This is a genomic window from Ferrimonas marina, assembly GCF_900129905.1.
Lineage (GTDB): Bacteria > Pseudomonadota > Gammaproteobacteria > Enterobacterales > Shewanellaceae > Ferrimonas > Ferrimonas marina.
This window is the reverse complement of sequence record NZ_FQXG01000002.1, coordinates 38,696-61,266: the sequence shown is the minus strand read 5'-3', so window position 1 is coordinate 61,266 and position 22,571 is coordinate 38,696. Positions and strand designations below refer to the sequence as shown.

The window sequence follows — 22,571 nt, the reverse complement described above, 5'->3', positions numbered from 1 at the left end:
CGGCCGACACTGCCGACCGGCCCGATGGATTGGCTTGTAGTTGCGCTTTGCTGCTGGCGGTATTGGTTACTGGCGGCCCAACAACTCTACCAGCAGCTCGTCACGGCTCCACATGCGGTGATCGATGTTTTCGCCACGGGAGTTGGTCAGGTTGAAGCTGGGATCCTCAGCGTAGTCCCGTGCCTGCTCCCAGCGCAGCTTGGGCGCGGAGATCATGTACTGCTGGCCGGACTCGGCCTCGAACTTGATCACCTGGATGCCTGAGCGAACAAAATCGTGATGCTCGGAGGAGGTTTCAAACAGGGCATCGTAGCGTACCGAGATGACCTGGGTACCTTCGCCCAGGTTGAACTGGCGGGAGTAGGATTCCACCGGCTCGCCGTTGAGGGTGAGGATGCGAACGTTGTTGTCGAGGGCCAGGGAACCTGCCGAGGCAGATCCAGCAAACAGCAGGGCCAGGGGGATAAGTGCTTTCATGGAAATGCTCCTTGGACTCTTGGTTCTCTCAATAGGAACGGCCCAAGGAGCATTTTTGTTCAAGTCAGTGCAGGTTTTTTTTCAGTGGCAGTTGCACCAGGATGCGCGCACCGCCCAACGGCGATTCGGTGATGGTCAGATCGCCCTGGTAGGTCCGGCTCAGCTCATGGCACACCGCCAGGCCAATACCTTGCCCCGGGTGGCGTTCATCCGCCCGAACCCCGCGGCCAATGACGCTCTGGCGCAGCTCCGGCTCGATACCCGGGCCATCGTCGTCTACCGTCATGACGAAGGTGTCCTGCTCCCGGCGCGTGGTTAACACCACCTTGTCGATGGCGAAGCGATGGGCGTTGTCCAGCAGGTTGCCCAGCATCTCCATCAGGTCATCGGCGCTGCCGGGAAACTTCAGGCCTGGTTGCAACTCGAGGCTGAAATCCACCTCTTTATCCCGGTAGACCTTGGCCAGCATCTGTTTCAGCGACTGCGCCACCGGCTCGACTTCGGCCTGGGCCTGGGTCAGGCCCTGTCGGCCCATCACCGCTTTACGCAGCTGGTATTGCACCATCTGGTCCATCTGACCTAGTTGGTCATACAGCTCGGTGCGCAGCGACTCCGGTGTGTCCGGGTTGTCACCAAGGATCGCCTGGGTCGCGGCCAATCGGGTCTTGAGGCTGTGGGCCAGATCCTTCATGGCGTTCTGGTAGATCTCGTTGCGGTGCTCGCTCTGGGCCAGCAGTTCATTGAGGGCATCGGTGAGCCCCACCAGCTCGCTGGCCTGGGGTTCATCCAGGCGCTGTCGATCGCCGCCGGTGATCTCCCCCAGCTGGGCCTGCAATTGACGCAGTGGCTTCATCCCCCACACCGCACCACTGACCAGCAGCAACATGATGGTGGGCAGCAGCATCGCCAGCTTGAGGGTGACCCAATGGTTTTTCTCATCCAGCGCCTTCTTGGCCTCGTTGGCATCCCGCAGGATCAGCAAGGTGTGCTGATTTTGCGGACCCTCGATCTCCAGCGGGTAGAGGTAGAAGTGTTGGCCTGGTCTGAGCTCCAGTGGCTCGGTCAGCCATTCGGTCTCAAACTGACTGAGGTAGCTACAGGGCTCGGCCACACCCAGCTTGCGCAGGGCGCGGGAAACGAAATACGCGGTGCTGTCGTTGGTACAGAGGGCAAACAGGTTCAGCCCCGGGCTGAACTGCTCCTGGGTTGGGATGTCACCGAGGTCGCGATTGACCCCTTCAAGGCGCAGCTCCTCACCGATGGCACTGAGCTGGGGCACGAAGTTGTGGCCATACTGGCCGTACATCTCGCGGGCGTTGTCATAGCGCTGACTGGCACCCAGGGCCAGTAGCGCCAGGGTGATCAGCAGCATCGAGGTGCCGATGATGCGGCGGAACAGGGTAGGGCGCCGCCGCGGGTTGAGCCGGTCGATCAGGCGCATGCCAGGTTAAACCGGTAGCCCTGTCCACGGATGGTGGCGATGGGGTTGTCCATGCCGCCACTGACCAGCTTCTTGCGCAGGCGCGAGATCATCACCTCAACGGTGTTCGGATCCCCTTCCCGATCCTCGTACAGCACATCCAGCAGGCGCTGCTTGGACACCACCTGTTGATGGTGGCGCATCAGGTACTCCAGGATCTGGTACTCAAAGGCGGTCAGCTCCAGCAGTTCATCCGCCAGGGTGACACGGCGGCCGGACAGGTCGAGGCGCAGGTTGTCGCAGGTGATCTCCGGCTTCACAAAGCCGGCGCTGCGGCGCACCAGGGCGTTCATCCGGGCTTCCAGCTCCTCGATACGGAACGGCTTGACCAGGTAATCGTCGGCACCGGCGTTGAGCCCCTCGACCTTATCCTGCCAGCTGTCTCGCGCGGTCAGGATCAGGATGGGGAAGGACTTGCCCTGCTCACGCAGGCGCTTGATCAGGCTGAGGCCACTCTCATCCGGCAGACCCAGATCGATCACCGCCACGTCCAGCGGATAGTTGTTGGCCAGGTACTCGCCTTCGGAGGCGGTTTGGCTGGCTTGAACCTGATTGCCCAGTTCGGTCAAGCGCACCTTGAGGTGGTGACACAGGAGCGGATCGTCTTCGATGACCAGGATCTGCATGGAGAGCATCCTCGATATGATGGGTTTCAACGTTAACCTATTGTGCCACACCCGCAAGGACAAGTGCCTGTATCTGGGCTGAATCGCCACCCGTGGAACCTATCCGCATGACTGTTTATTTATACAGTAACCTTTGTTAGCATCAGACAAGAATCCATAGCTGACGGAGAAACGGACATGGCGGTTGTCGTCAAGTACGTCGTAGAACGAAAGGGTGAGGAAGTGATGACCTTCTCCAGTAAGTCCGAGGCAGACGCCTACGACAAGATGCTCGACCTGGCAGAAAACCTGTCGGAGTTCCTGGCCGAGTCCGGCCTGCTTGAGGAGGCGAAGCTGGAAGAGGTGTCGCTCTACCTGGCCAAGAACAAGGACAGCCTGAACACCGTGCTCAAGGGCAAGAAGCCGGTGAAGGCTAAAGCCGGCGCAGCCAAGGTCACTGCCGCCCGGCCAGCCAAGCGCAGCGCCAGCAAAGAGCAGGCGGCCTAAGCACCGCCATAAGGTCTCAAGAAGCCCCGCATTGATTTCTATTGATACCCGCACGTACCAATATATTGAGCCGATTGTTGTGACCCACCAGCTCTTCGCCGACTTGGAGTCGCCCAAACGAAGTGGCAAAAGTTAAGGTTGAAGGCCAGGATGGCCTGAGTTGCTCGCGGAGACAGGGAAGTAGACTCGAGCAAGAGCCGCAGACTTTGGCCATGAGAGTGAGGGTAAGCGACGACCGGAGGCTGACGGGGGTTCCAAGGGGGCGGAACGCCCCATTGGTTGCTGCCGGCAACCCGGCAATGAGATTACAAATGTATCAATTGCGAATGTAGCTGCTCAGTTCGGCAAACGAACAAAAGGCATAAAAAAAGCCCACCTTAAGGTGGGCTCAATAGTTACGACGGGGAGTTACTCGGCGCCTTTAGTCTTGCGACGGGGAGCAGCCGGTGCAGCCGGAACCTGCCAAGCTGCAGTGCTCAGGTCGGACAGGGACTGAGTGAAGCTGGTCAGGGCGTCAACGTTAGCCTTAACGTAGGCTTCGGCTTTGGTGCGCAGCTCGGTGGCCAGCTCGGTTTGCTTGTCCAGCAACTGCATCGGAGTCTTGCACTCGGCCAGGGATTTGCTGGCTTCGGTGCTGGACTTGACGATGTCAGTCAGGTAATCGCTGTTACGGCTGGCGGCTTCAGTGGCGAACTTGATGTTCATTTCGCTCAGCTTCACCTGGTTATCGATGGTGCGCTGCAGGCCGTCTTCAAACTGCTGTTTCATATCGTTCAACATGGCAAGGCTCCTTGAAGGTTTGAGAGTCATTGTGCACCGCACAACTTGATGGTTAATTTATGCCCAATTTGTCCCGGGGTCAAGTTTTTTTGTGCACTGCACAAAAGTTTCATAAATGGCCTTATCGGCCTGTCCAGCCAGCGAAAACACTGGGAGTGAAGGGATAAACCCTCTACACTGGTCCAAACACTTTTCGGCACTGCATGATGAAACTGATCAAGCGCTATCCCAATCGTCGTCTGTATGACACTGAGCTCAAAGGCTATATCACCCTGATGGATGTCCGTGGTTACATTAAGAACTACGAACCCTTCTCGGTGGTGGACTCGAAGACCGGTGATGAGATCACCCGGGCGGTGCTGCTGCAGGTGTTGGCGGAGATGGAGAGCGAAGGGCACGCGTCGGTGCTGACCGACAAGTTCCTGGAGGAGATCATCCGTCTGTACGACAGCCAGATGACCGGCATGGCCGGCCAGTGGCTGGAGCAGTCGATGGTCAGCCTGCTGTCCCAGCAGCAGCGCTGGCAGCAGGAGCTGAAGCGGATGCAGGAGTTCAACCCGGCCAACGTGTTCAGTAGCTTCTTTGGTGCCCAGGACAAAGACAAAAAGTAGTCATTTGGTGCGAAAGGACTATGGCAAAAGGGAAAAAAAGGCGCGAGGTTTAGCCTTTACCCTCTGCCAAGGAGTCCCACCCGATGCGATGCATCCCCCTTCTCTGGCTGGCGACCAGCGCCGTCGTCAGTGCCGAACCCAGTAATCCCGGTAACCTCTCCTTTCACCATTATCAGCCCACCCAAGCCAAGGCCACCGTGGTGGTGCTGCACGGCTGTGGCCAACAGGCTCAATCCTTTGCCCGCGACAGCGGCTGGCGTGATTTGGCCCAAAGCCAGGGGCTGGCGCTGTTGCTGCCCCAGCAGGAGCCGGAGAACAATGCCAAGCGCTGTTTCAACTGGTTCCTGCCCTCCGACGCCGAACTCACCTCGCTACGCCAAGCCATCGACCAGCTGCCAGCTGACCAGCCGGTCTACCTGGCGGGCCTGTCCGCCGGCGCGGCGATGGCGGAGCGACTTTACCTCAGTGAGCCGCAGCGCTTTGCCGGCCTGGCGTTGGTGGCCGGGATCCCCGCCGGCTGCGCCAGCAACCTGACCCAGGCACTGACCTGCATGCAGGGACAACGCACGGCACCTGAGCGTGACCGGATCGGGGCGGACATCCCCGTGGTGCTGGCCCACGATCCGGCGGATCCCCTGGTGGCGTTCAGTAACAGCCAGTGGTGGCAGGCCCACTGGCAGCAGGATGGTGGCTCAGTGACCTTGATTGAGTTGGAGGGGGTGGGCCACGCCTGGCCTATCGATCAGCAAAAGCGTGGCCAGGTCGGGGATTACGTGGTGGCGTCGCAGTGGGATTTGACCGGATTGATCGCGGCGCACTGGTTTGGCGAATCCCCCTGAATAAAGCGGGCGAGCAGGGTATAGAGCTGCTCGCAACGCTCCGGGATAAACTGCTCCAGGTTCATAAAGGCGTGGGGCATATCGGCAAAGTGATGATGCTCGCTGAGGGCCCCGGCCCGGACCAGCTGACGGTGGTAATGCATCCCCTCATCCTGTAAGGGATCGAGTCCGGCGGTGATCACCAGGGTTTGCGGGTAGGTGGCGGTGAAGGTATCAAACAGGGGGGAGCAGGCAACACGGTCTTCCTGCTGCTGAAAATATTGGTCGAAGTACCAGGCGATCTTCTCCGCCTCCAGCAGGTAGCCGCGTCCGAACTGATGGCACGAGGGCAGGCTCTGGGTGTAGTCCAGGCTGGGGTAGATCAACATCTGACGGCGGATCCGCCCATCACCCCGTTGTCGGTCCCGCTGTACCAGCGAAGCGCACAAGGCCCCACCGGCGCTGTCGCCGGCCACCATTCGTTCTGAGCCCAGGGCGACCCCATCCCAACCGTTATCCAGCGCCTGCAGAGCGGCATCGCAGTCGTCAAGGCCCAAAGGATAGGGCGCCTCCGGCGACCGCCGATACTCCACCGAGACCACCGCACACTGTGCGGCTTCGGCCAGCTTGCGACACATGGGATCGTACAGTTCCACCGAGCCGCACATGTGGCCGCCGCCGTGCAGATAGAGCACCACCGGCAGCGCCTGCTCCGGTTGTGGGTGATACAGTCGTGCCGGCACACCTGCCAGCGTCCCATCCTCTACCTTGGCCAGTTGCGGACCATCGCTGTAGAACTGGCGCAGCCCATCCAGCGCGGCACGGGTGGCCTCGGGGGTGTAGCTGAGTCCTTCGGCCCGAGCATGGGCGATCAACTCATTGAACTGGGCAAACAGGGGACGCAGTTCAGGATGCAGCATCGGGACACTCCTTGGCCTCAACGGCTTGTTGGCTTGGTTCCGGCAGCGCAAAACTACCGAGGAAGAAGGTGAGGCTGACCGCGGTGATCATCACCAGCGCCCAGGTAAAGTCACCCTGGTTGGCATCCACCATCAGCCCGAAGACCCAAAGTACCACGGTGGCCACCAGATAGCTGATGGACCAGAACAGACTGAAGACCACGGTGATCCGGCTGGGCGTCATGCCTGGCAGCTCCTGGGGCAGGGTGACCAGGGCACTGATGGGGAAGAAGATGGCAAAGCCCAATACGGCGGCGGCCACAGGTTGCCAGGCCTCGGGTGCGGCAAAGGTCATCCAGGCGGCGCTGAGGGTAATCACCAGACCGCTGAAGCGGATCACCGGCCGGCGTTTGCTGACGCGCTGGCTGTAATAGGTGCCGGCAATGGTGCCGAGGATGCCAAAGCCGATGACCCATTTGGTGGCGCTGAAGCCGGCCTGGGGATAGAAGGTGAACAGGCAGATGTAGAAGGCCAGCAAGCCGGAGTAGGTCAGGGCGTAGGCCCAGTTGAACGGGTCGGCCAGGCCGGTGCGATAGGGGTAGGGCGCGGCTTTCTGCTGCGCGCCGGCGCTTTGCTCCGGCTCCGGTGCCAGCAACCACAGCAGCGCCAACAAGGCACTGGCGGCGGACAGCAGGCTCAGGGTGGTCTGCCAGTGGCCGCTCCACTGGGTCAGGGTGGGCATCAGCCACAACACCAGGGCGGTGCCGACATTGAAGGCAACGGCGTTGAGGCCGTTGACCACCGGCCGTTGGCTCGGGGGAAAGTAGCGCAGCACGTAGGGGTTGAAGTAGACCACCATCAGGGCGCCACCCAGCCCCATCAGGAAGCGGCTGGCGAGCAGCCAGTCAAACTGTTGGGCGTAGGGGGTGGCCCAGCCGGCGACCACCATCACCGCGGCGGCGAAGAAGGCCCATTTCAGCCCCACCTTGGCGGCTAAGGCGGCTGCGGCAAAGGTGCCGACGATCTTGGCGAAGGTGACCGAGCCGCTCAGCAGGCTGGCGTTGGCGTAGCTGTCGATGCCCGCCTGGGCCATGATCGGCTCCATGTAGAAGGTGCCGCCCACCCAGGCCATGGCAAACAGCACGTAGCTGAGAAACAGCACGGCTTCGATGGCGTATTTATTCTCAAGTCGCATGCGTGTTAGGTTGAACTTTTAAAGACAAATCATAGTGAAATAAGCTAATTCACATCGCCGCGGATTGACCTAGTACCTTAGTGCTATCGCCGCAGATCGGGCATTCGTCCGCGGCGTTTCAGCAATCCCAAGGAGGGGTTTTCGATGCTGACTGAGGCGCAGCTGTCACCGGGATGGGTGGCACTGGCGGTGGCCGCCTTCCTGGCCCTGTTTTTCGTAGTGGCCTACCTGGCGCAGCGTTTCCCCAACTGGAGTGAGCGACCGGGGATCTACAGCCTGTGCCTGGCGGTGTGCTGCACCAGCTGGGCCTTCTACGGCATCGTTGGCCAGGCCAGCCAGACCGGGTGGCCCATCGCGCCGCTGTACTGGGGCACCATGCTGATGATGGTGTTGGGCTACCCGGTGCTGGTCAAGATGGCGCGCATCAGTCGACAGCAAAACGTCACCTCGGTGGCGGATTTCCTGGCGGGCCGCTACGGCCGCTCGGCCCCGCTGGCGGGGGTGGTCACCGGTGTCTGTCTGCTGGGGGGGATCCCCTACATGGCATTGCAGCTGCGCTCGGTGGGCCACACCTTCGATGTGCTCACCGGCAGCAGTGGCGCCTGGGATACCGTGCTGGGGGTAGCCCTGCTGATGGGTGGCTTTGCGGTGCTGGTCGGCACCCGCAAGCTGTCGGCCACCGAGCACAACCCGGCCTTGTTGCTGGCGGTGGCGTTCAGCAGCGGCTTTAAGCTGTTGGCGATGCTGGTGTTGGGGGTGGGCTTAACCCTGATGCTGAAACAGCCGGTAGGTTGGGAGGCGCTGCAGCAGCAGTGGCAACAGACGCAGCCGGTGCCCATGGCCGTGGTGTTCAGCCAGATCCTGATCGGCGCCTTGACCCTGTTCTGTCTGCCTCGTCAGTTTCATGTCCTGGCGGTGGGGCCACAGCCGGCCAATGGGTTGTGCTCCGCCCGCTGGCAACTGCCGCTGTATCTCATCCTGATCAATCTCTTCGTTCTGCCCATCGCCCTGTGGGGCCAGACCCTGTTTGCCCAGGGCTCGGTTAATGCCGATCTCTACGCCCTGGCTCTGCCGCTGGCACTGGATGCACCGGGCCTGGCCCTGTTGGCCTTCCTCGGTGGCTTGGCGGCGGCGGCGGGGATGCTGATCCTGGGCTCCATCGTACTGAGCACCATGTTCACCAACGAATGGGTGGTGCCCTGGCTGTTTCGTCGGGTGGGGCTGGAGGATGGCCGGTTCCGCTCACTGCTGCAGCGCTGGCGCCAGGGCGGCATTGTGCTGTTGCTGTTGCTGGCCTACCTGTTTCACCGCGGTATCGGTGAGCAGGAAACCTTGGGTGGACTGGGGATGCTGGCCTTCGTGCTGCTGGCTCAGCTCGGCCCCTTGGTGCTGCTGGGGCTGTATTGGCGCGGTGGCAGCGCCGTTGCCGCCATCACCGCGTTGATCTGCGGTTGTCTGACGGCACTGCTGCTGATGCCGGCACTGACCCCCTGGTCGGTCTGGCCTTGGGGTTGGGGCCAGGATTGGGACCCGGTCAGCCGGGCTATTGTGCTCTCTCTTAGTGCCAACCTGGTGGGGTTCTGGCTGGCCTCCTGGTTATCCCCACCCTCGCCAGCGCAAAGCCAGCAGGCCCAACGCTTTGTCGGTAACCGACCGGAGGGGGCAGGCGGTGAACGGCGCTTTTCCGTGGGCCAGTTACGGGCGCTGGTGGCGCGATTTGTTGGCGACGCCAGTGCCGAGGCGCTGTTTGCGCTGCCGCAATACGCCGGTTTGAAAGCGGAGCAGACGGCGCCTGAGGCACTGGTTCAAGCCAGTGTTCACCGCCTGTCCGGTGTGCTGGGCGCCGCCTCTACCCGAATGGTGATGGAGGCGGCACGGCAGCAGGAGTCGGTGCTGGCATCGGTGGTTGACCTGGTGGATGAGGCCCAGCAGATGCTCTCCTTTAACCGGGAGTTACTGCACGGTGCGGTGGATACCATCGACCAGGGCCTGGCGGTGGTCAATGCCGAGCTGGAGCTGGTGTGCTGGAACCGACAGTACCTCAAGCTGCTGGATTACCCCGAGGGACTGATCCGGGCGGGCCTGCCAGTGGAATCGCTGCTGCGCTTCAATGTCGCGCGTGGGGTGCTGACCGGGGCCGATCCTGAGGGGCTGATCCGCCGCCGTATGGCCAAGATGCGCCAAGGCCACCCCTACCAGCACCGCCACCACACCCGCAGCGGCCGGGTGCTACAGCTGTCGGGCAATCCGATGCCCGGCGGCGGCTACGTCACCACCTACACCGATGTAACCCACGCGGTGCAGCAGCAGGAGGAGCTGGAGCAGCGGGTGGCGGCGCGCACCCGGGAGCTGGAGTTGGCCCGCCACGAGGCGGAGCTTGCCAACCGCAGTAAGACCCGGTTTTTGGCCGCCGCCAGTCATGATCTGATGCAGCCGTTCAGTGCCCTGACCCTGCTCACCTCGCTGATGCGCCAGCAGGCCAAGGGCACGGAGCTGGCCAAGATGGCGGATCAGATGTCGCGTTCGCTGGAGGCGGTGGAGTCGTTGCTGGCGGATCTGGTGGCGATCTCCCGTCTGGATGCGCGCAAAGAGGCGATCCAGCCCAAGGCATTCTCGCTGGACAGCATGCTGTCGCCCCTGGTGGAGGAGTTCCGCCTGCAGGGGCAAGCCCGGCAGGTGCAGATCCACTATGTGCCGACTCAGGCCTGGACCTACAGCGATGCGGCGATGCTGCGCCGTGCGGTGCAGAACCTGCTGGCCAATGCGGTGCGCTATACCCCGGCAGGGGGCAAGGTACTGCTGGGGGTACGACGCCGGGGTGAGCGGCTAGGCATCCAGATCTGGGATAACGGCCCGGGGATCCCCAAGGACAAGCAGGAGCTGGTATTCGAGGAGTTTGAACAGCTGGGCCAGGGCGGTGAGGGGCTCGGCCTGGGCCTGGCCATTGTCCAGCGCATCTCGGCGCTGATCGCCTGCCCGCTGCAGCTTTGGTCCGAGCCCGGTCGCGGTACCCTGTTTGAGCTGTCGGTGCCCAAGCAGCAGTCACAACACAGTCCGGAGCCGAGCCGGGCCCCCCGCAGCGAGGAGCCGGTGACCCGTCGCCTGGTGGTGGTGGACAACGACCCCCTGGTGCTATCGGCACTGCAGGCGCTGCTGTCCAGCTGGGGCTGTGATCTTATGCTGGCATCGGACGGCGACAGCCTGTTTGAGCAGTTGGCGGCACAACCGCACTGGTGCCCGGACTTGCTGGTGGTGGATTACCACCTGGACCAGGGCACAGGGACGGATCTGATCGCCCAGCTGCGCCAGGCCTTTGGCCAGCCCGTGCCGGCCATTGTGTTGTCAGCGGATCCGTCGGAGTCGGTACGTCAGGCTACCAGTGAGCTGGATGGGGTGTTTATGCGCAAGCCGGTGAAGGCGCCGGCGCTGAAGCGTCAGATCCGGCGCTTGAGTGAGCAGCCTCAGCCGGTGGGCTGAGGCGATTGGTATTGGCGCACCTGCTGATAGAGCAGGCCAGCCTGGGTGCGGTTGTTGACCCCAAGCTTACCCAGGATGGCAGAAACGTGCTGCTTGACCGTGGTCTCCTGGATACTCAGATCGTAGGCAATCTGCTTGTTGAGCTGACCGTCGGCGATCATCGACAGCACCTTGAGCTGTTGCGGCGTCAGTCGCGCCAGTTGGCTGGCCAGGGTGTCGCTTTGGTCCGGCTCGCCTTGCTGGGCTGCTCCCTCCGGTAGCCAGCTGTCGCCGTTGAGCACGGTATCGATGGCGCTGGCCATGGTTTTAACGTCGGCACTCTTGGGCACAAAGGCGCTGGCACCAAAGCTCAGGGCCCGGCGCATGATGGCTGGGTCATCCTCGGATGAAACCATGATCACCACCAGGTCCGGGTAGCTGTTGAGCAGCTGGACCAGGCCACTGAACCCCTCACTGCCGGGCATGTGCAGATCCAGAAACACCAGTTCCAGATCGTCATACTGACCGGCGCAGTCCAGCAGCTGGGCGAGGGAGTCGTTTTCGTGCAGTTGGGAGTGGGGCAGGCATTGCTTGAGGGCCTGCAGCAGGGCGCTGCGAAACAGCGGGTGATCGTCGGCGATGGCGACGCGCATGGGATCCATCGGACTCTCCTTGTCACTAAAAGAGGCCGGTGCCAGGCACCGGCCCAAGGTCCTCACACCGGGATTAGAAGCTGTAACCCAAGGTCAGGGTAAAGGTTCTGGGATCGATATGGAAGGAGGTCAGGGTGTTGCCCAGGTTCTCGAAGTTGTAGCCAGCCACCCGGGCCTGTTCGTCGGTCAGGTTCTTACCGTAGGCCCCCAGCGACCAGTGACCGTTGTTGCTGTACCAGGTGATACCCACATCCACCAGGGTGTAGGCTTCCTGGTCCAGCAGCGGCGCCGGTACCTCGAACATGGTGGTGTCGCCGCGGTAGTTGGCACTGCCGGTGAACACCATGTCGCCGAAGCTGAAATTACGGGTGTAGTTGAGGGCAAAACGGCCGGTCCAGTCCGGGGTGTTGGACACCACCCGGTCGTCAGAGACATCCACGCCACCGTCGATCCACTCGTCGATCTCCGCATCCAGGTAGCCGATGATGAGATCCGCGGTCAGCCCTTCGGTGATCAACAAGGTGGACTCCAGCTCCAGGCCCCAGGCGCTGGCCTTACCGGCGTTATCGACCCCGTTCACCGGGGTGTCGTCGACGCCATCGCTATCGGTGTCGATGCTGTAGGCCACGATGATCTGCATATCCTGGTAGTCGTTGTAGAACCAGGCCAGGTTGGTGCGCAGGCGGTTATCCAGCCACTCGCTCTTCACCCCGATCTCGTAGGTATCGACGATCTCCGGGTCGAAGGGGCGGTCCGCCTGGGGGTTGACCGACAGATCGCCACGGGGGTCAAAGCCGCCGCTCTTGAAGCCCTGGCTGTAGCTGGCGTAGGTCATCAGATCGCTGGTGAAGCGGTACTCGACGCCAGCCCGGGGCGAGAACTGGGTCCAGTCGGCGCTGTTTTCCCACTCAGAGACAATGAATTGGTTGGTATCCACCGTGGTACCGCCGGTCTTCTCATCCTTGGTGTAGCGTCCACCCAGGGTGAAGGAGAGGGCGTCGGTCACGTAGTAGGTACCCTGGGCGTAAGCCGCGTAGCTTTGGGTATCGGTACAGCCGGCGGTCTGCTTATCGAAGGGCACGCCCAGCAGATCCGACAGGATCACGTGGTAGGCCCCGCACGCGTCGCCGTCAAAGTAGTACAGCCCCATCACGCCCTTGATACGGTCTCCGGCGTAGCTGGCCTGCAGTTCGTGAGTCTGCTGCGAGTCGTCGTACACCGCCGGTACGTCAAAGTATTGGGGCTGAAGGCTGTCGAAATCGATGTTGGTGTCGCTTTCGTTATCCCGCCAGGAGTAGATGTATTTGCCGGTCCAGTTGGCGCTGGCGTCCCAACTGGCGGTGAAGGCCACACCTTTAGCCTTGACCTCGTTAAAGGTGGGTTCGCCGGCACGGGAGTCGTACACGTCATCCAGTACCGGCTCACCGGCCGGGCCCTCCAGCAGGCGGTGCCCGCCCTTGGCGTTGGAGTCATCCTGGGTCTGGTCGTAGCTTAAGCGGAACTTAAGGTCATCGGTGGCGTACCACTCGGCGGAGACACGTCCGGCCCAGATGTCCTTGTTGTAGTTCTCATCACCGGCATTGAGCGGGCCGAGAAACTCGCCAAAACCGTCCCGGGTGAGACGGGCCAGGCCCAGCCCCAGGTAGAAGCGGTCCTGGACGATGGGGGTCTGGCCGTTGAACTTAAGGTCCATCTGGTTGTAAGAGCCGTAGCTGGCCTTGACGTCAAAGGCGGTGTCACCGTGCATCTCGCGGGAGACATACTTCACCGCACCACCGATGGTGTTCTTGCCATACAGGGTGCCCTGGGGGCCACGCAGCACCTCGACCCGGCTGACATCAAACACGTTGAGTACGGCACCCTGGGGCCGGGCGATGTAGACATCATCGACGTAGATCCCCACCCCGGGCTCGAAGCCCCACAGCGGGTCCTGCTGGCCGATGCCGCGGATAAAGGCGGTCAGAGTGGTGTTGGTGCCCCGGCTAACCTGCAGCGTGGTGTTGGGGGAGATCTTCTGGATCTCGGTGAGCACCTCGATGCCGGCGGCTTCAATCTCGGTATCGGACACCGAGGTGACGGCAACCGGCACCTCCTGCAGGGTTTCCACCTGACGACGGGCGGTCACTTCGATCCGCTCCAGGCCTTCGTATTGCGCCTCGGAGCTGGCGGCCTCTTCCGCCTGGGCCTGATGGGACAGAGCGGCCAGCACTGCCAGGGTGCAGGCGCTGAGGGTATGGGGTTGCCGTTGCATAGCCAAAATCCTTATTGGTTAAGACATTCCCAAACCTAACAGCGGTTTAACATTTGTGAACTCGTACCATAGTACTATGTGTGTGCGGCCCTATTAGGCCAACAATGTGGGGACATCGGCTAAGGAGAGAACAGATGGCAACACAACGTACGGCCCTGATCACCGGGGCAGGTTCCGGCATTGGTGCGGCAGTCGCGCAGGCGCTGGCCGAAGCGGGGCACAAGGTGGTGCTGGTGGATCGGGACCCGGACGGGATCACCGCGCTGGCGGCGCAACTGGGCGGCGTGGCTCGCCAGGTGGATCTGGCGGATGGCGAAGCCTGTCGGGCGTTGATAGCGGAGTTCACGGCATCGGGGCAGGGAATCGATATCCTGGTCAACAACGCCGGTTTCCAGCATGTTTCGCCGATAGAAACCTTCGATGAGAGCGCCTGGAATGGCATCCTCTCGGTGATGCTGACCGCGCCGTTTTTGCTGACTAAACATTGCTGGCCCCATATGAAAGCGCAGCAATGGGGCAGGGTGATCAACCTGGCCTCGGTGCATGGCCTGGTGGCCTCGCCCTTTAAATCGGCCTACATCGCCGCCAAGCATGGTCTGATCGGCCTGACCAAGACCACGGCATTGGAGGGGGGCGAGTGTGGCATCACCGTCAATGCGGTCTGTCCGGCGTACGTGCGCACCCCCTTGGTGGACAAACAGATCCAGGATCAGGCGGCGCACAATAACCTGGAACCGGAGCAGGTAGTGGCGGAGATCATGCTGGCCCCCGCCGCCATCAAGCGGTTGATTGAGCCTGAGGAGATTGGCCAGATGGTGGCTTACCTGGCCACCGATAATGCCCGCAGCATCACCGGCGCCAGTTTGACCATGGATCTGGGCTGGACCGCCCGTTAGTCGGTGAGCTTCAGCTCCAGCCACACCATGCGGTGATCGGAAGAGGCCTGGCGATTGGCCACCAGGCGGTGCAGAGGCTCGCCGGCGGCGGGCCAGAACACACCGCCATCGACAATCTCAAAGCCTTGACGGGAGGGCAGCACATAGTCCACCCGGGCGCGCCAACCGGCGGTGTGGCTGGCGCCATGAGGATTCTCCGGGCTGTGGGCGGCGCCGCCCTCACTGGTGGGGATATAGTCGCCGTTAACCTTGCTATGGCTGAGCAACTGATCGATGGCACCTGGGCGGCTGTCCCCCTCTACCGGTGAGGCGTTGTAATCCCCCAAGATCACAAATCGCCGAGATTCATCCATCCCACCTTGTTGCCCCTGGTCATCCACCAGGTAGTCGCGATTGTCCAGGTAGTCTGCCCACAGGCGGATCTCATCGAAGTTGCGTGCGCCATTGCGATCCTCCGGGCCGTCAAACACCGGCGGGGTCGGGTGGGCAGCCAGGATCTCAACCCTGCGTTGACCCACGGTCACCGGCACTACCCAGTGAGACTTGGAGGAGAGTCGCAGCCCCTGCCAGGTGGTTTCGTCGTAGAACGGGGTGCCATCGGCATTGAGGATAGGCTGGGCATTGGGCATCTGATGCCAGGGGAACAGCTGGAAGCTGCGTACCTTGTCGTTATCGATGGGAAAGCGCGATAGCACCACCATGCCGTACTGACCCGGGTACTGGCCGTAGCCCCAGGCATCGCCGCCGGTGCCGCTGGCCTTGCCATCGCCGTCAATGTCGAAGGGGCTGGGGACCCCGGTGTTGACCGGAGCTAAATAGTAATAGGGATAATTAATAGAATCAGCCCCATTTTGACTCACCTGTAAGTAGTTTTTAACAAAGGCTTCAACCCCCAACTCGGGGTTATCGGTGTAATCAAATTCATTGAGCAGAATAATGTCCGGTCTGGTGCGCTGGATAATCTCGGCAACGTTTTTAATTTGATCGTTATTACCGGAAGCCAGGTGGGTAAACAGGGCGTCAGGCTGCAGCGGATCCTGTCGCGATGCCAGGTAGTTTCCTGCTTCCATACTGACGTTAAATGTCGCAATTTTCAGGGTATCTGGTTGATAAATCTTCATATTTGAGTGACATGCTGACAATGTGATCAGGATCACAAATAGGCTTATGGTTCGTTTTAATGATTCAAACATAGTGGAATTTCCCTTCCGGGCTGACCCAGTCTTGGTAAATGTTTTGTTAATCCCCGCTGAACGACATTATTGAAGTGTGAAAGCAAATAACGTCGCTAACATTCGGAACAAAAATGAAATATTGACGGCATAATATGGCGCTGCCCACCTAGGGGTGATTACAAAAATATTACAACCTTTTTCGGATGACGTTCATAAGGGAATGAAGTCTATGAATCCTAACACCATGTTCAAGCCTAACCGCTTGGCACTTGCTCTCACTGTGGCCATGGGTCTGGCCGGACAAGCGGTAGCAAGCGAAACCTCCTCCTCCATGCGCGGTACCATCCTGGGCCCCAATGGCCAGCCGGTCACCGACGCCAAGATCACCATCCTGCACCAACCTACCGGTACCGTAACCGAGGTAGCAGTGAACGAATCAGGCGCGTTCGTTGCTCGTGGTCTGCGTGTTGGTGGTCCTTACACCGTGATCGTCGATTCTGAGATCTACCAGGACGATTACCAGGAAGGGATCCAGCTGAACCTGGGTGAGACCTTCAACCTGCGCTCGCAGCTGCGCAGCCCTTCCGATGTGGAACGCATCGTGGTGACCGGTTCTGCCCTGCCGTACCGCACCGTGGGCTCCAATAGCGAGTTCTCCGAGCAGGACATCGCCAACGCTCCAGGCATCAACCGTGACCTGAAGGACGTCGCTCGTCAGAATCCTTTGGTCACCATCCGCAATGATGGCGCCATGGTGGTAGCTGGTACCAACCCCAAGTTCAACTCCCTGGTAGTCGACGGCATTCAGCAGAACGATGACTTTGGTCTGAACAATAACGGTTATCCGACCCTGCGCTCCCCCATCTCCATTGATGCGGTTGAGCAGTTGCAGGTCAATATCAACCCCTTCTCCGCCCGTTACGGTGGCTTCTCCGGTGCTCAGCTCAATGCGGTCACCAAGTCCGGTACCAATGAAGTGACCGGCTCCCTGTTCTTTGAGACCACCAGTGACTCCCTGTCCGGTGACTTCAAAGACCCGGAAAGCGGTGAAAAGAGCAACCCTCCGTTTAGCGAAGACACCTACGGCTTCACCCTGGGGATGCCGCTGATCAAGGACAAGCTGTTCTTCTTCGGCTCCTACGAGAAGTGGGAAGCAGACACCAGCTCAGACTACGGTCACCAGGGCTCCGGTGCGCCGATTGAGATTGGAGTAACCCAGGAAGATATCGACCGCGTGCACGCTGCGGCCATGGGCTACAGTGGCCTGGACATTGGTGGTGTCGGTGTGGCGCCGGTAGAAGAGGATGAGAAGATCCTGGCCAAGCTGGACTGGAACATCTCCGACGATCACCGTGCCAGCTATACCTTCCAGCAAACCAAGGGTAACGTCACCAAGGCCACCAACAACAGCAGCGGCATTGCGTTCTCTTCCTACACCTACGATGAGGTGCAGGAACTGACTGCCCACGCTGTGAGCCTGTACTCTGACTGGAGCAACGAGTTCTCCACCGATCTTAAGGTGTCTCACAAGAACACTTTTAAAGGGTCCAACCCTTACAACCGGTTGAACATCGGCTCTTTCTCCGTTCGCACTGACAGTGGTGACTACCTGAACTTTGGTACCGAGCGCTCTCGTCAGCTGAACGAGCTGGAAACCGATAACCTCGAGGTGCGTTTCGTTGCCGATTACCTAATTGGCGATCACAACATCACTGCCGGTATCCAGTACAACAAACTGAGCGTGTTCAACGCCTACTTCCAGGACGTGCTGGGCCACTGGAGCTTCGACAGTGTGGCTGACTTTGAGCAGGGCAATGTCGGTTCCTTCACCTTCGCCGCTTCGCCAACTGGCAACCTGTACGACAACGTCGCCGACTTTGACCTGAACACCACCGCCTTCTTCGTGGAAGACATGTGGGATGTAACCGCCGACCTGCGCTTGACCGCCGGTGTTCGTGTTGAGCACATCAGCGTCGACGGTGCAATTACGCCCAACGACAACTTCTACCAGCGCTACGGTTACTACAACACCGAAACTCTGGACGGCAACGTTATTGTGCTGCCGCGTATCGGTGCGACTTACACCCTGACTGATGATGTGACCCTAAAGGGTGGTATCGGCCGATACAGCGGTGGTCAGCCCAACGTGTGGATCGCCAACAGCTACCAGAACTCCGGTGTGGCCAACGGCAACGTCTACAGCTGGGATGACAGCTGGAACTTTGACATGTCCGTGCCGGATCAGGCCCGTGACCTGATTGAAGGCCAGGAGCCCAACGGCGTAACCGCGTCTCTGGACCCGGACTTCGATCTGCCCTCCGACTGGCGTGCCAGCATCGGTGTGGATACCTCTTTGGACTTCGGTTCTCTGGGTGATGACTGGTACTTCGGTGCGGAGTACATCTACATCCGCACCGTGGATGGCGTTCACTGGGTCGACCTGGCCCGTGAAGATACCGGCAAGCGGGATTTCACCGGTCGTATCATCTACGACCTGCCCTATGGCGATCACTACGATATCATGCTGACCAACTCCGATATCGATGGTTACAGCCACAATGTGACCCTGGGTCTGAGCAAAGAGTGGGATAACGGCATCCGCTTCTCCTCCTCCTACACCTACTCTGATGTGCAGAACGTCAACAGCGGTACCTCCAGCACCCCGCACTCCAGCTACATGTACCCCATGGTAGCGGAAGATCGTAACAGCCCGGTTCGTGGTCCGAGCCACTACTCCGTTCCGCACCGTATCGTGGTCAACTTCGGTTATGACGTTGAACTGTTCTCCGGCTACAACACCGGTGTGAACCTGTTCTACGAAGGTCGCAGCGGCAACCCATACAGCTATGTCTATAGCTCCTACCGAAACGGTGAGTACGGCGATCAGTCTCGCTTCCAAAGCGCCAACTCCTACCTGGCCTACATTCCGACTCAGGAAGATGTGGATGCCGGTCGTGTGGTCTTTGACGGTGGCTTGACGGCGGATGAGTTCTTCGACGCGATCGACGAACTGGGGCTGGGCAAGTACGCCGGAGGTTATGCTGAGAAAGGTGCGGCTGAAAGCCCCTGGGTACACACCCTGGACCTGCGCTTTACTCAGCAGATCCCGGGCTTCATGAAGGGCCACCGTGGTGAGCTGTACTTTGATATTGTGAACGTGCTGAACCTGCTCAACAGCGACTGGGGCCTGGATAAGTACGTAAATTACGGTACCAAGGAACTGGTGGACTTCTCCTACGATGCCGCAAACGACGTGTTGACCTACCGCCCGGCCTTCCCGAACCCGGATGGGGTAATCATGGATACCCGTGATTACGATACCATCGATGTGAACTCCTCACGCTGGCAGATGAAGTTGGGTGTTCGCTACCGCTTCTAAGCACAGCATTAATTAAAAAGCCGACCCCGAGGGGTCGGCTTTTTTGTGTCTCTGGTTTCGGGCGTGTCGCCAACTTTACACGGCAGGGATAAAAAATCATATGTGAAACAATGGTGTAACCGGGGGTTTCTACTCTATGCGCGCGACGTATGAGCGCACACAGAACAAAAAGTTCGCTTTTGAAAGGGAAATCCTAATGAACGTTAACAACCTGAAGCCGAGCCGCGTTGCCGTGGCACTGGCTTTGTCGCTGGGGATGGCCGGGTCAGCCATCGCCAACGAAACCACCTCGAGCCTGCGCGGCAGCATTGTTGGTCCGGATGGCCAGCCGGTCACCGACGCCAGCATCACCATCATTCACCAGCCCTCCGGTACCGTGACCGAGCTGAACGTCAACGATAAGGGCGCCTTCGTTGCCCGTGGTCTGCGCGTCGGCGGTCCCTACACCGTGGTGGTGGATTCCGACCAGTACGCTGATGACTACCGCGAGGGGATCTACCTCAACCTGGGTGAAACCCTGCGCTTCAGCTCCCAGCTGCAAAGCCAGCAGGCACTGGAGCGGATCACCGTGTACGGCAGCCGCTCCGCCTTCCGTCAGGCCGGCTCCAACAGCGAGTACGGCGAGCGCGACATCGCCCAGACTGCCGCCATCAATCGCGACATCAAGGAGATCGTGCGGCAAAACCCCTTTGCGGTGCTGCTCAACGACGACGTCGGCTCCTTTACGGTGGCCGGCCTCAATCCCAAGTTCAACACTCTGCTGGTGGACGGCATTGGCCAGAACGATGACTTTGGCCTCAACGGCAACGGCTACCCCACCCAGCGCAGCCCCATTTCGCTGGAGGCGATTGAGCAGGTGGCGCTGAACACCACCCCGTTCTCGCCCCGCTACGGCGGCTTCTCCGGCGCCCAGATCAACGCGGTGACCAAGTCCGGCACCAACGATCTCACCGGCTCGGTATTCTACGAGTACACCGGTGACAACCTGGCCGGCGATGGCAAAGACCCCATCGATGGCAGCAAGATTGAGCAGGATTTCGAGGAGACCAGCTACGGCGGTAGCATCGGCTTCCCGCTGGTGAAGGACAAGCTGTTCTTCTTCGGCTCCTACGAGAACTTCGAGTCACCCCGTAATGCCACCTGGGGCCCCGCGGGCTCGGGCCTGGCCAACGAGTCTAACGTCACCCTGGACGATGCCAACGAGATCATCCGCATTGCTAACGAGGTGTACGGCGCCAACGCCGGCACCTGGGGCACGGGGCTGGAGGAGAAGGATGAGAAGGTGCTGGCCAAGCTGGATTGGAACATCAGCGACGCCCACCGGGCGGCCTTTACCTACCAGTTCGCCGAGTCCAACGACACCCGCAACGAGAACGGCCGCGATGACCGTCTGCCGCTGTCCAGCTACTGGTACGACAAAAAGGAGACCCTCAAGGGCTACTCCCTGCAGTTCTTCAGTGACTGGAACGACGACTTCTCCACCGAGGCGCGGATCTCCTACAAGGACGTGACCTCCACCGTGGCTCCCACCACACCGTCCGGCATGGGCCAGGTGTACGTGCGCACCGACGGTGGTGAGGTTCGTTTGGGTACCGAGCAGTTCCGCCATGCCAACGAGCTGGAGAACCAGAATCTGGAGGTGCGCCTGGCGGGGACCTACCTGCTTGGGGATCACCAGATCGGCTTTGGTTGGCAGTACAACGACCTGGATGTGTTTAACCTGTTTGTGGAAAGCTCCCTGGGCACCTGGGAGTTCGATTCCATTGACGATTTCGCCAATGGCGAAGCGGCCCGCTTCAACTACCGCAACGCCTACACCAATGTTCCGGCGGACGCGGCAGCGGATTACAACACCCAGACCAACGCGTTTTTCCTGGAAGATGTCTGGACTGTCACCCCCGATATCGAACTGATGGCCGGGGTACGCTATGAACGCTTCGACAGCAGCGACAAGCCCACCCTGAACGACAACTTTGTTCAGCGCTACGGCTTTGGCAACGACGCCACCCTGGACGGCCTGGATATCTGGCTGCCCCGGGTGGGCTTTAAGTGGCAACTGACCCCCAGCCTGCAGCTGCGTGGTGGGGTAGGGCGCTTCTCCGGTGGCAAGCCCAACGTCTGGCTGGGTAACAGCTTCACCAACGATGGCGTGACCCTGGTCTCGGCTCGTAACACCGATGAGTTCCTCTCCGGTGCCAACCCCACCGTGGTACCGCAAGAGGTGATGGACAGCCTGGTGCCCGGCGATGGCAACGTGGATGCGCTGGACCCCAACTTCGAGCTGCCCTCGGACTGGCGTTACAACCTGGCGTTGGATTACATCACCGATCTGCCCTACCTGGGTGAAGACTGGTACTTCGGTACCGAGTACCTCTACATCGACCAGGAGAATGCCGTTGCCTGGCGCGAGCTGGCACGGGAGCCCATCGGCACCACCCCCGGTGGCCGTACCGTCTACCAGACCGTGGACTACCTCACCGGTGAGGTGGGCACCGATCGCTACGATCTGTTGATGACCAACGCCGACGACACCGGCAGTAACAAAGTGTGGTCCTTCACTATGTCCAAGGAATGGGAGAGCGGATTCCGTTTCAGCACCTCCTACACCAACACCGACATCGAAGAGGGCAACCAGGCCACCTCCAGCCGGGCGATCTCCAACTACCAGTTCACCCCAGTGGGGCTGGATCGCAACGCCGATACCCTCGGCCGTGGCCACTACGAGGTGGAGCACCGCTGGGTGCTGACCCTGGGCTACGAGACCGAGTTTGTTGACGGCTACGCCTCCACCTTCAACCTGTTCTGGGAGCGTCGCAGTGGTCAGCCTATCACCTACACCCTGGGGGCGTTCCGGGATGGCGATCTGGGCGACCAACCGGACCTGGATGATTCCGACTACTACCTGCCCTACATCCCCACCGGCGCCGATGACCCGGCCGTGGCTTACGCCGACGGTCTGACCTATGACGCGCTGATGGAGGCGGTTAACGCCGCGGGTCTGGCCGGCTATGCCGGTGGCTACGGTGCCAAGGGGACAGGTACCCAGCCCTGGGTTTCCCAGCTGGACTTCCGCTTTACCCAGGAGCTGCCGGGCTTTGCCAAGGAGCATCGCTTCCTGGCCTATCTGGACATCAAGAACGTGCTTAACCTGCTGAACGAGGACTGGGGTCAGGTACGCACCCAGAGCTTCAACTCCAAGATCCTGGTGGATTACGACTACGACGTGGAGACTGAGCAGTACACCTACGCCGTGCCCTTTGGCCAGGATGGACTGGAGACGGATAACTGGAACACCTACAACGTCAGCGAGTCTGCCTGGCAGATCAAGCTGGGGCTGCGTTACAACTTCTAAAGCCCTCCAGTAGAGACTGAGGCGGCCTTAGGGCCGC

General features: G+C 60.5%; 16 protein-coding genes. 7 read left to right on the top strand and 9 right to left on the bottom strand.

Going from position 1 to position 22,571, the window contains the following annotated elements; translation table 11 throughout:
* Positions 1 to 66: 66 nt before the first annotated feature.
* The 3 genes from BUC04_RS03920 to BUC04_RS03910 form a co-directional block, all read right to left on the bottom strand.
* Positions 67 to 477, bottom strand: a complete 411-nt coding sequence (locus BUC04_RS03920; protein WP_067657988.1) for a DUF2057 family protein — start codon at positions 475 to 477, stop codon at positions 67 to 69.
* A 64-nt stretch (positions 478 to 541) separates the two neighbouring features.
* On the bottom strand, positions 542 to 1,918 hold the full coding sequence (locus BUC04_RS03915; RefSeq protein ID WP_067657993.1) for an ATP-binding protein: 1,377 nt from the start codon (positions 1,916 to 1,918) through the stop codon (positions 542 to 544).
* Positions 1,909 to 2,583 (bottom strand): response regulator, encoded by a 675-nt coding sequence (locus tag BUC04_RS03910; protein ID WP_067657996.1) that lies wholly within the window; start codon positions 2,581 to 2,583, stop codon positions 1,909 to 1,911. Before BUC04_RS03910 ends, BUC04_RS03915 begins: the two co-directional genes overlap by 10 nt.
* Positions 2,584 to 2,760: 177 nt before the next feature.
* Between BUC04_RS03910 and BUC04_RS03905 the strand changes: the two genes are divergently transcribed.
* Positions 2,761 to 3,069 carry a YebG family protein gene (locus BUC04_RS03905; protein WP_067658018.1) on the top strand — a complete coding sequence of 103 codons (309 nt, stop codon included), beginning with the start codon at positions 2,761 to 2,763 and terminating at the stop codon, positions 3,067 to 3,069.
* A gap of 408 nt (positions 3,070 to 3,477) precedes the next feature.
* Here the strand turns inward: BUC04_RS03905 and BUC04_RS03900 are convergent, their stop codons facing one another.
* Positions 3,478 to 3,849, bottom strand: a complete 372-nt coding sequence (locus tag BUC04_RS03900; RefSeq protein ID WP_067658021.1) for a phasin family protein — start codon at positions 3,847 to 3,849, stop codon at positions 3,478 to 3,480.
* Positions 3,850 to 4,055: 206 nt separating this feature from the next.
* Between BUC04_RS03900 and phaR the strand changes: the two genes are divergently transcribed.
* Both phaR and BUC04_RS03890 read left to right on the top strand, forming a co-directional pair.
* Positions 4,056 to 4,460, top strand: coding sequence for a polyhydroxyalkanoate synthesis repressor PhaR (gene phaR, locus BUC04_RS03895; protein WP_067658024.1), 405 nt, complete (start codon positions 4,056 to 4,058; stop codon positions 4,458 to 4,460).
* Between the two features lie 83 nt (positions 4,461 to 4,543).
* Positions 4,544 to 5,299: an extracellular catalytic domain type 1 short-chain-length polyhydroxyalkanoate depolymerase gene (locus tag BUC04_RS03890; RefSeq protein ID WP_067658033.1), complete on the top strand. Its 756-nt coding sequence runs from the start codon at positions 4,544 to 4,546 to the stop codon at positions 5,297 to 5,299.
* Here the strand turns inward: BUC04_RS03890 and BUC04_RS03885 are convergent.
* Complete coding sequence (locus tag BUC04_RS03885; protein WP_067658035.1) at positions 5,230 to 6,198, bottom strand: alpha/beta hydrolase; 969 nt, start codon at positions 6,196 to 6,198, stop codon at positions 5,230 to 5,232. The genes BUC04_RS03890 and BUC04_RS03885 overlap by 70 nt on opposite strands.
* Positions 6,185 to 7,372, bottom strand: coding sequence for an MFS transporter (locus BUC04_RS03880; RefSeq protein ID WP_067658037.1), 1,188 nt, complete (start codon positions 7,370 to 7,372; stop codon positions 6,185 to 6,187). Before BUC04_RS03880 ends, BUC04_RS03885 begins: the two co-directional genes overlap by 14 nt.
* Positions 7,373 to 7,516: 144 nt before the next feature.
* Here BUC04_RS03880 and BUC04_RS03875 point away from each other — a divergent pair, with 144 nt between their 5' ends.
* On the top strand, positions 7,517 to 10,849 hold the full coding sequence (locus BUC04_RS03875) for a hybrid sensor histidine kinase/response regulator (protein ID WP_067658039.1): 3,333 nt from the start codon (positions 7,517 to 7,519) through the stop codon (positions 10,847 to 10,849).
* Here BUC04_RS03875 and BUC04_RS03870 read toward each other — a convergent pair.
* Together BUC04_RS03870 and BUC04_RS03865 are read right to left on the bottom strand one after the other, a co-directional pair.
* Entirely contained in the window at positions 10,834 to 11,490 is a 657-nt protein-coding gene (locus BUC04_RS03870) for a response regulator transcription factor (protein WP_067658041.1), read from the bottom strand. The two genes, BUC04_RS03875 and BUC04_RS03870, sit on opposite strands and share 16 nt — an antisense overlap.
* Positions 11,491 to 11,554: 64 nt before the next feature.
* Positions 11,555 to 13,732 (bottom strand): TonB-dependent receptor, encoded by a 2,178-nt coding sequence (locus tag BUC04_RS03865; protein WP_067658044.1) that lies wholly within the window; start codon positions 13,730 to 13,732, stop codon positions 11,555 to 11,557.
* 134 nt (positions 13,733 to 13,866) lie between these two features.
* Here BUC04_RS03865 and BUC04_RS03860 point away from each other — a divergent pair, with 134 nt between their 5' ends.
* On the top strand, positions 13,867 to 14,628 hold the full coding sequence (locus BUC04_RS03860; RefSeq protein ID WP_200804659.1) for a 3-hydroxybutyrate dehydrogenase: 762 nt from the start codon (positions 13,867 to 13,869) through the stop codon (positions 14,626 to 14,628).
* Here the strand turns inward: BUC04_RS03860 and BUC04_RS03855 are convergent.
* Positions 14,625 to 15,821, bottom strand: a complete 1,197-nt coding sequence (locus BUC04_RS03855) for an endonuclease/exonuclease/phosphatase family protein (protein WP_067658052.1) — start codon at positions 15,819 to 15,821, stop codon at positions 14,625 to 14,627. The two genes, BUC04_RS03860 and BUC04_RS03855, sit on opposite strands and share 4 nt — an antisense overlap.
* A 211-nt stretch (positions 15,822 to 16,032) precedes the next feature.
* Here BUC04_RS03855 and BUC04_RS03850 point away from each other — a divergent pair, with 211 nt between their 5' ends.
* Together BUC04_RS03850 and BUC04_RS03845 are read left to right on the top strand one after the other, a co-directional pair.
* A complete protein-coding gene (locus BUC04_RS03850) occupies positions 16,033 to 19,182 on the top strand; it encodes a TonB-dependent receptor (RefSeq protein WP_067658055.1) in 3,150 nt (1,049 codons plus the stop codon).
* Positions 19,183 to 19,378: 196 nt separating this feature from the next.
* On the top strand, positions 19,379 to 22,534 hold the full coding sequence (locus BUC04_RS03845; protein WP_067658057.1) for a TonB-dependent receptor: 3,156 nt from the start codon (positions 19,379 to 19,381) through the stop codon (positions 22,532 to 22,534).
* Positions 22,535 to 22,571 lie beyond the last annotated feature (37 nt).

Bases quoted from the DNA above. Each gene is read 5' to 3' on its own strand.
- BUC04_RS03860 (WP_200804659.1), top strand. From the start codon at position 13,867: ATGGCAACACAACGTACGGCCCTGATCACCGGGGCAGGTTCCGGCATT.
- BUC04_RS03880 (WP_067658037.1), bottom strand. From the start codon at position 7,372: ATGCGACTTGAGAATAAATACGCCATCGAAGCCGTGCTGTTTCTCAGC.
- BUC04_RS03855 (WP_067658052.1), bottom strand. From the start codon at position 15,821: ATGTTTGAATCATTAAAACGAACCATAAGCCTATTTGTGATCCTGATC.
- BUC04_RS03920 (WP_067657988.1), bottom strand. From the start codon at position 477: ATGAAAGCACTTATCCCCCTGGCCCTGCTGTTTGCTGGATCTGCCTCG.
- BUC04_RS03870 (WP_067658041.1), bottom strand. From the start codon at position 11,490: ATGGATCCCATGCGCGTCGCCATCGCCGACGATCACCCGCTGTTTCGC.
- BUC04_RS03915 (WP_067657993.1), bottom strand. From the start codon at position 1,918: ATGCGCCTGATCGACCGGCTCAACCCGCGGCGGCGCCCTACCCTGTTC.
- BUC04_RS03890 (WP_067658033.1), top strand. From the start codon at position 4,544: ATGCGATGCATCCCCCTTCTCTGGCTGGCGACCAGCGCCGTCGTCAGT.
- BUC04_RS03865 (WP_067658044.1), bottom strand. From the start codon at position 13,732: ATGCAACGGCAACCCCATACCCTCAGCGCCTGCACCCTGGCAGTGCTG.
- BUC04_RS03910 (WP_067657996.1), bottom strand. From the start codon at position 2,583: ATGCAGATCCTGGTCATCGAAGACGATCCGCTCCTGTGTCACCACCTC.
- BUC04_RS03900 (WP_067658021.1), bottom strand. From the start codon at position 3,849: ATGTTGAACGATATGAAACAGCAGTTTGAAGACGGCCTGCAGCGCACC.
- BUC04_RS03875 (WP_067658039.1), top strand. From the start codon at position 7,517: ATGCTGACTGAGGCGCAGCTGTCACCGGGATGGGTGGCACTGGCGGTG.
- BUC04_RS03845 (WP_067658057.1), top strand. From the start codon at position 19,379: ATGAACGTTAACAACCTGAAGCCGAGCCGCGTTGCCGTGGCACTGGCT.
- BUC04_RS03885 (WP_067658035.1), bottom strand. From the start codon at position 6,198: ATGCTGCATCCTGAACTGCGTCCCCTGTTTGCCCAGTTCAATGAGTTG.
- BUC04_RS03905 (WP_067658018.1), top strand. From the start codon at position 2,761: ATGGCGGTTGTCGTCAAGTACGTCGTAGAACGAAAGGGTGAGGAAGTG.
- phaR (WP_067658024.1), top strand. From the start codon at position 4,056: ATGAAACTGATCAAGCGCTATCCCAATCGTCGTCTGTATGACACTGAG.
- BUC04_RS03850 (WP_067658055.1), top strand. From the start codon at position 16,033: ATGAATCCTAACACCATGTTCAAGCCTAACCGCTTGGCACTTGCTCTC.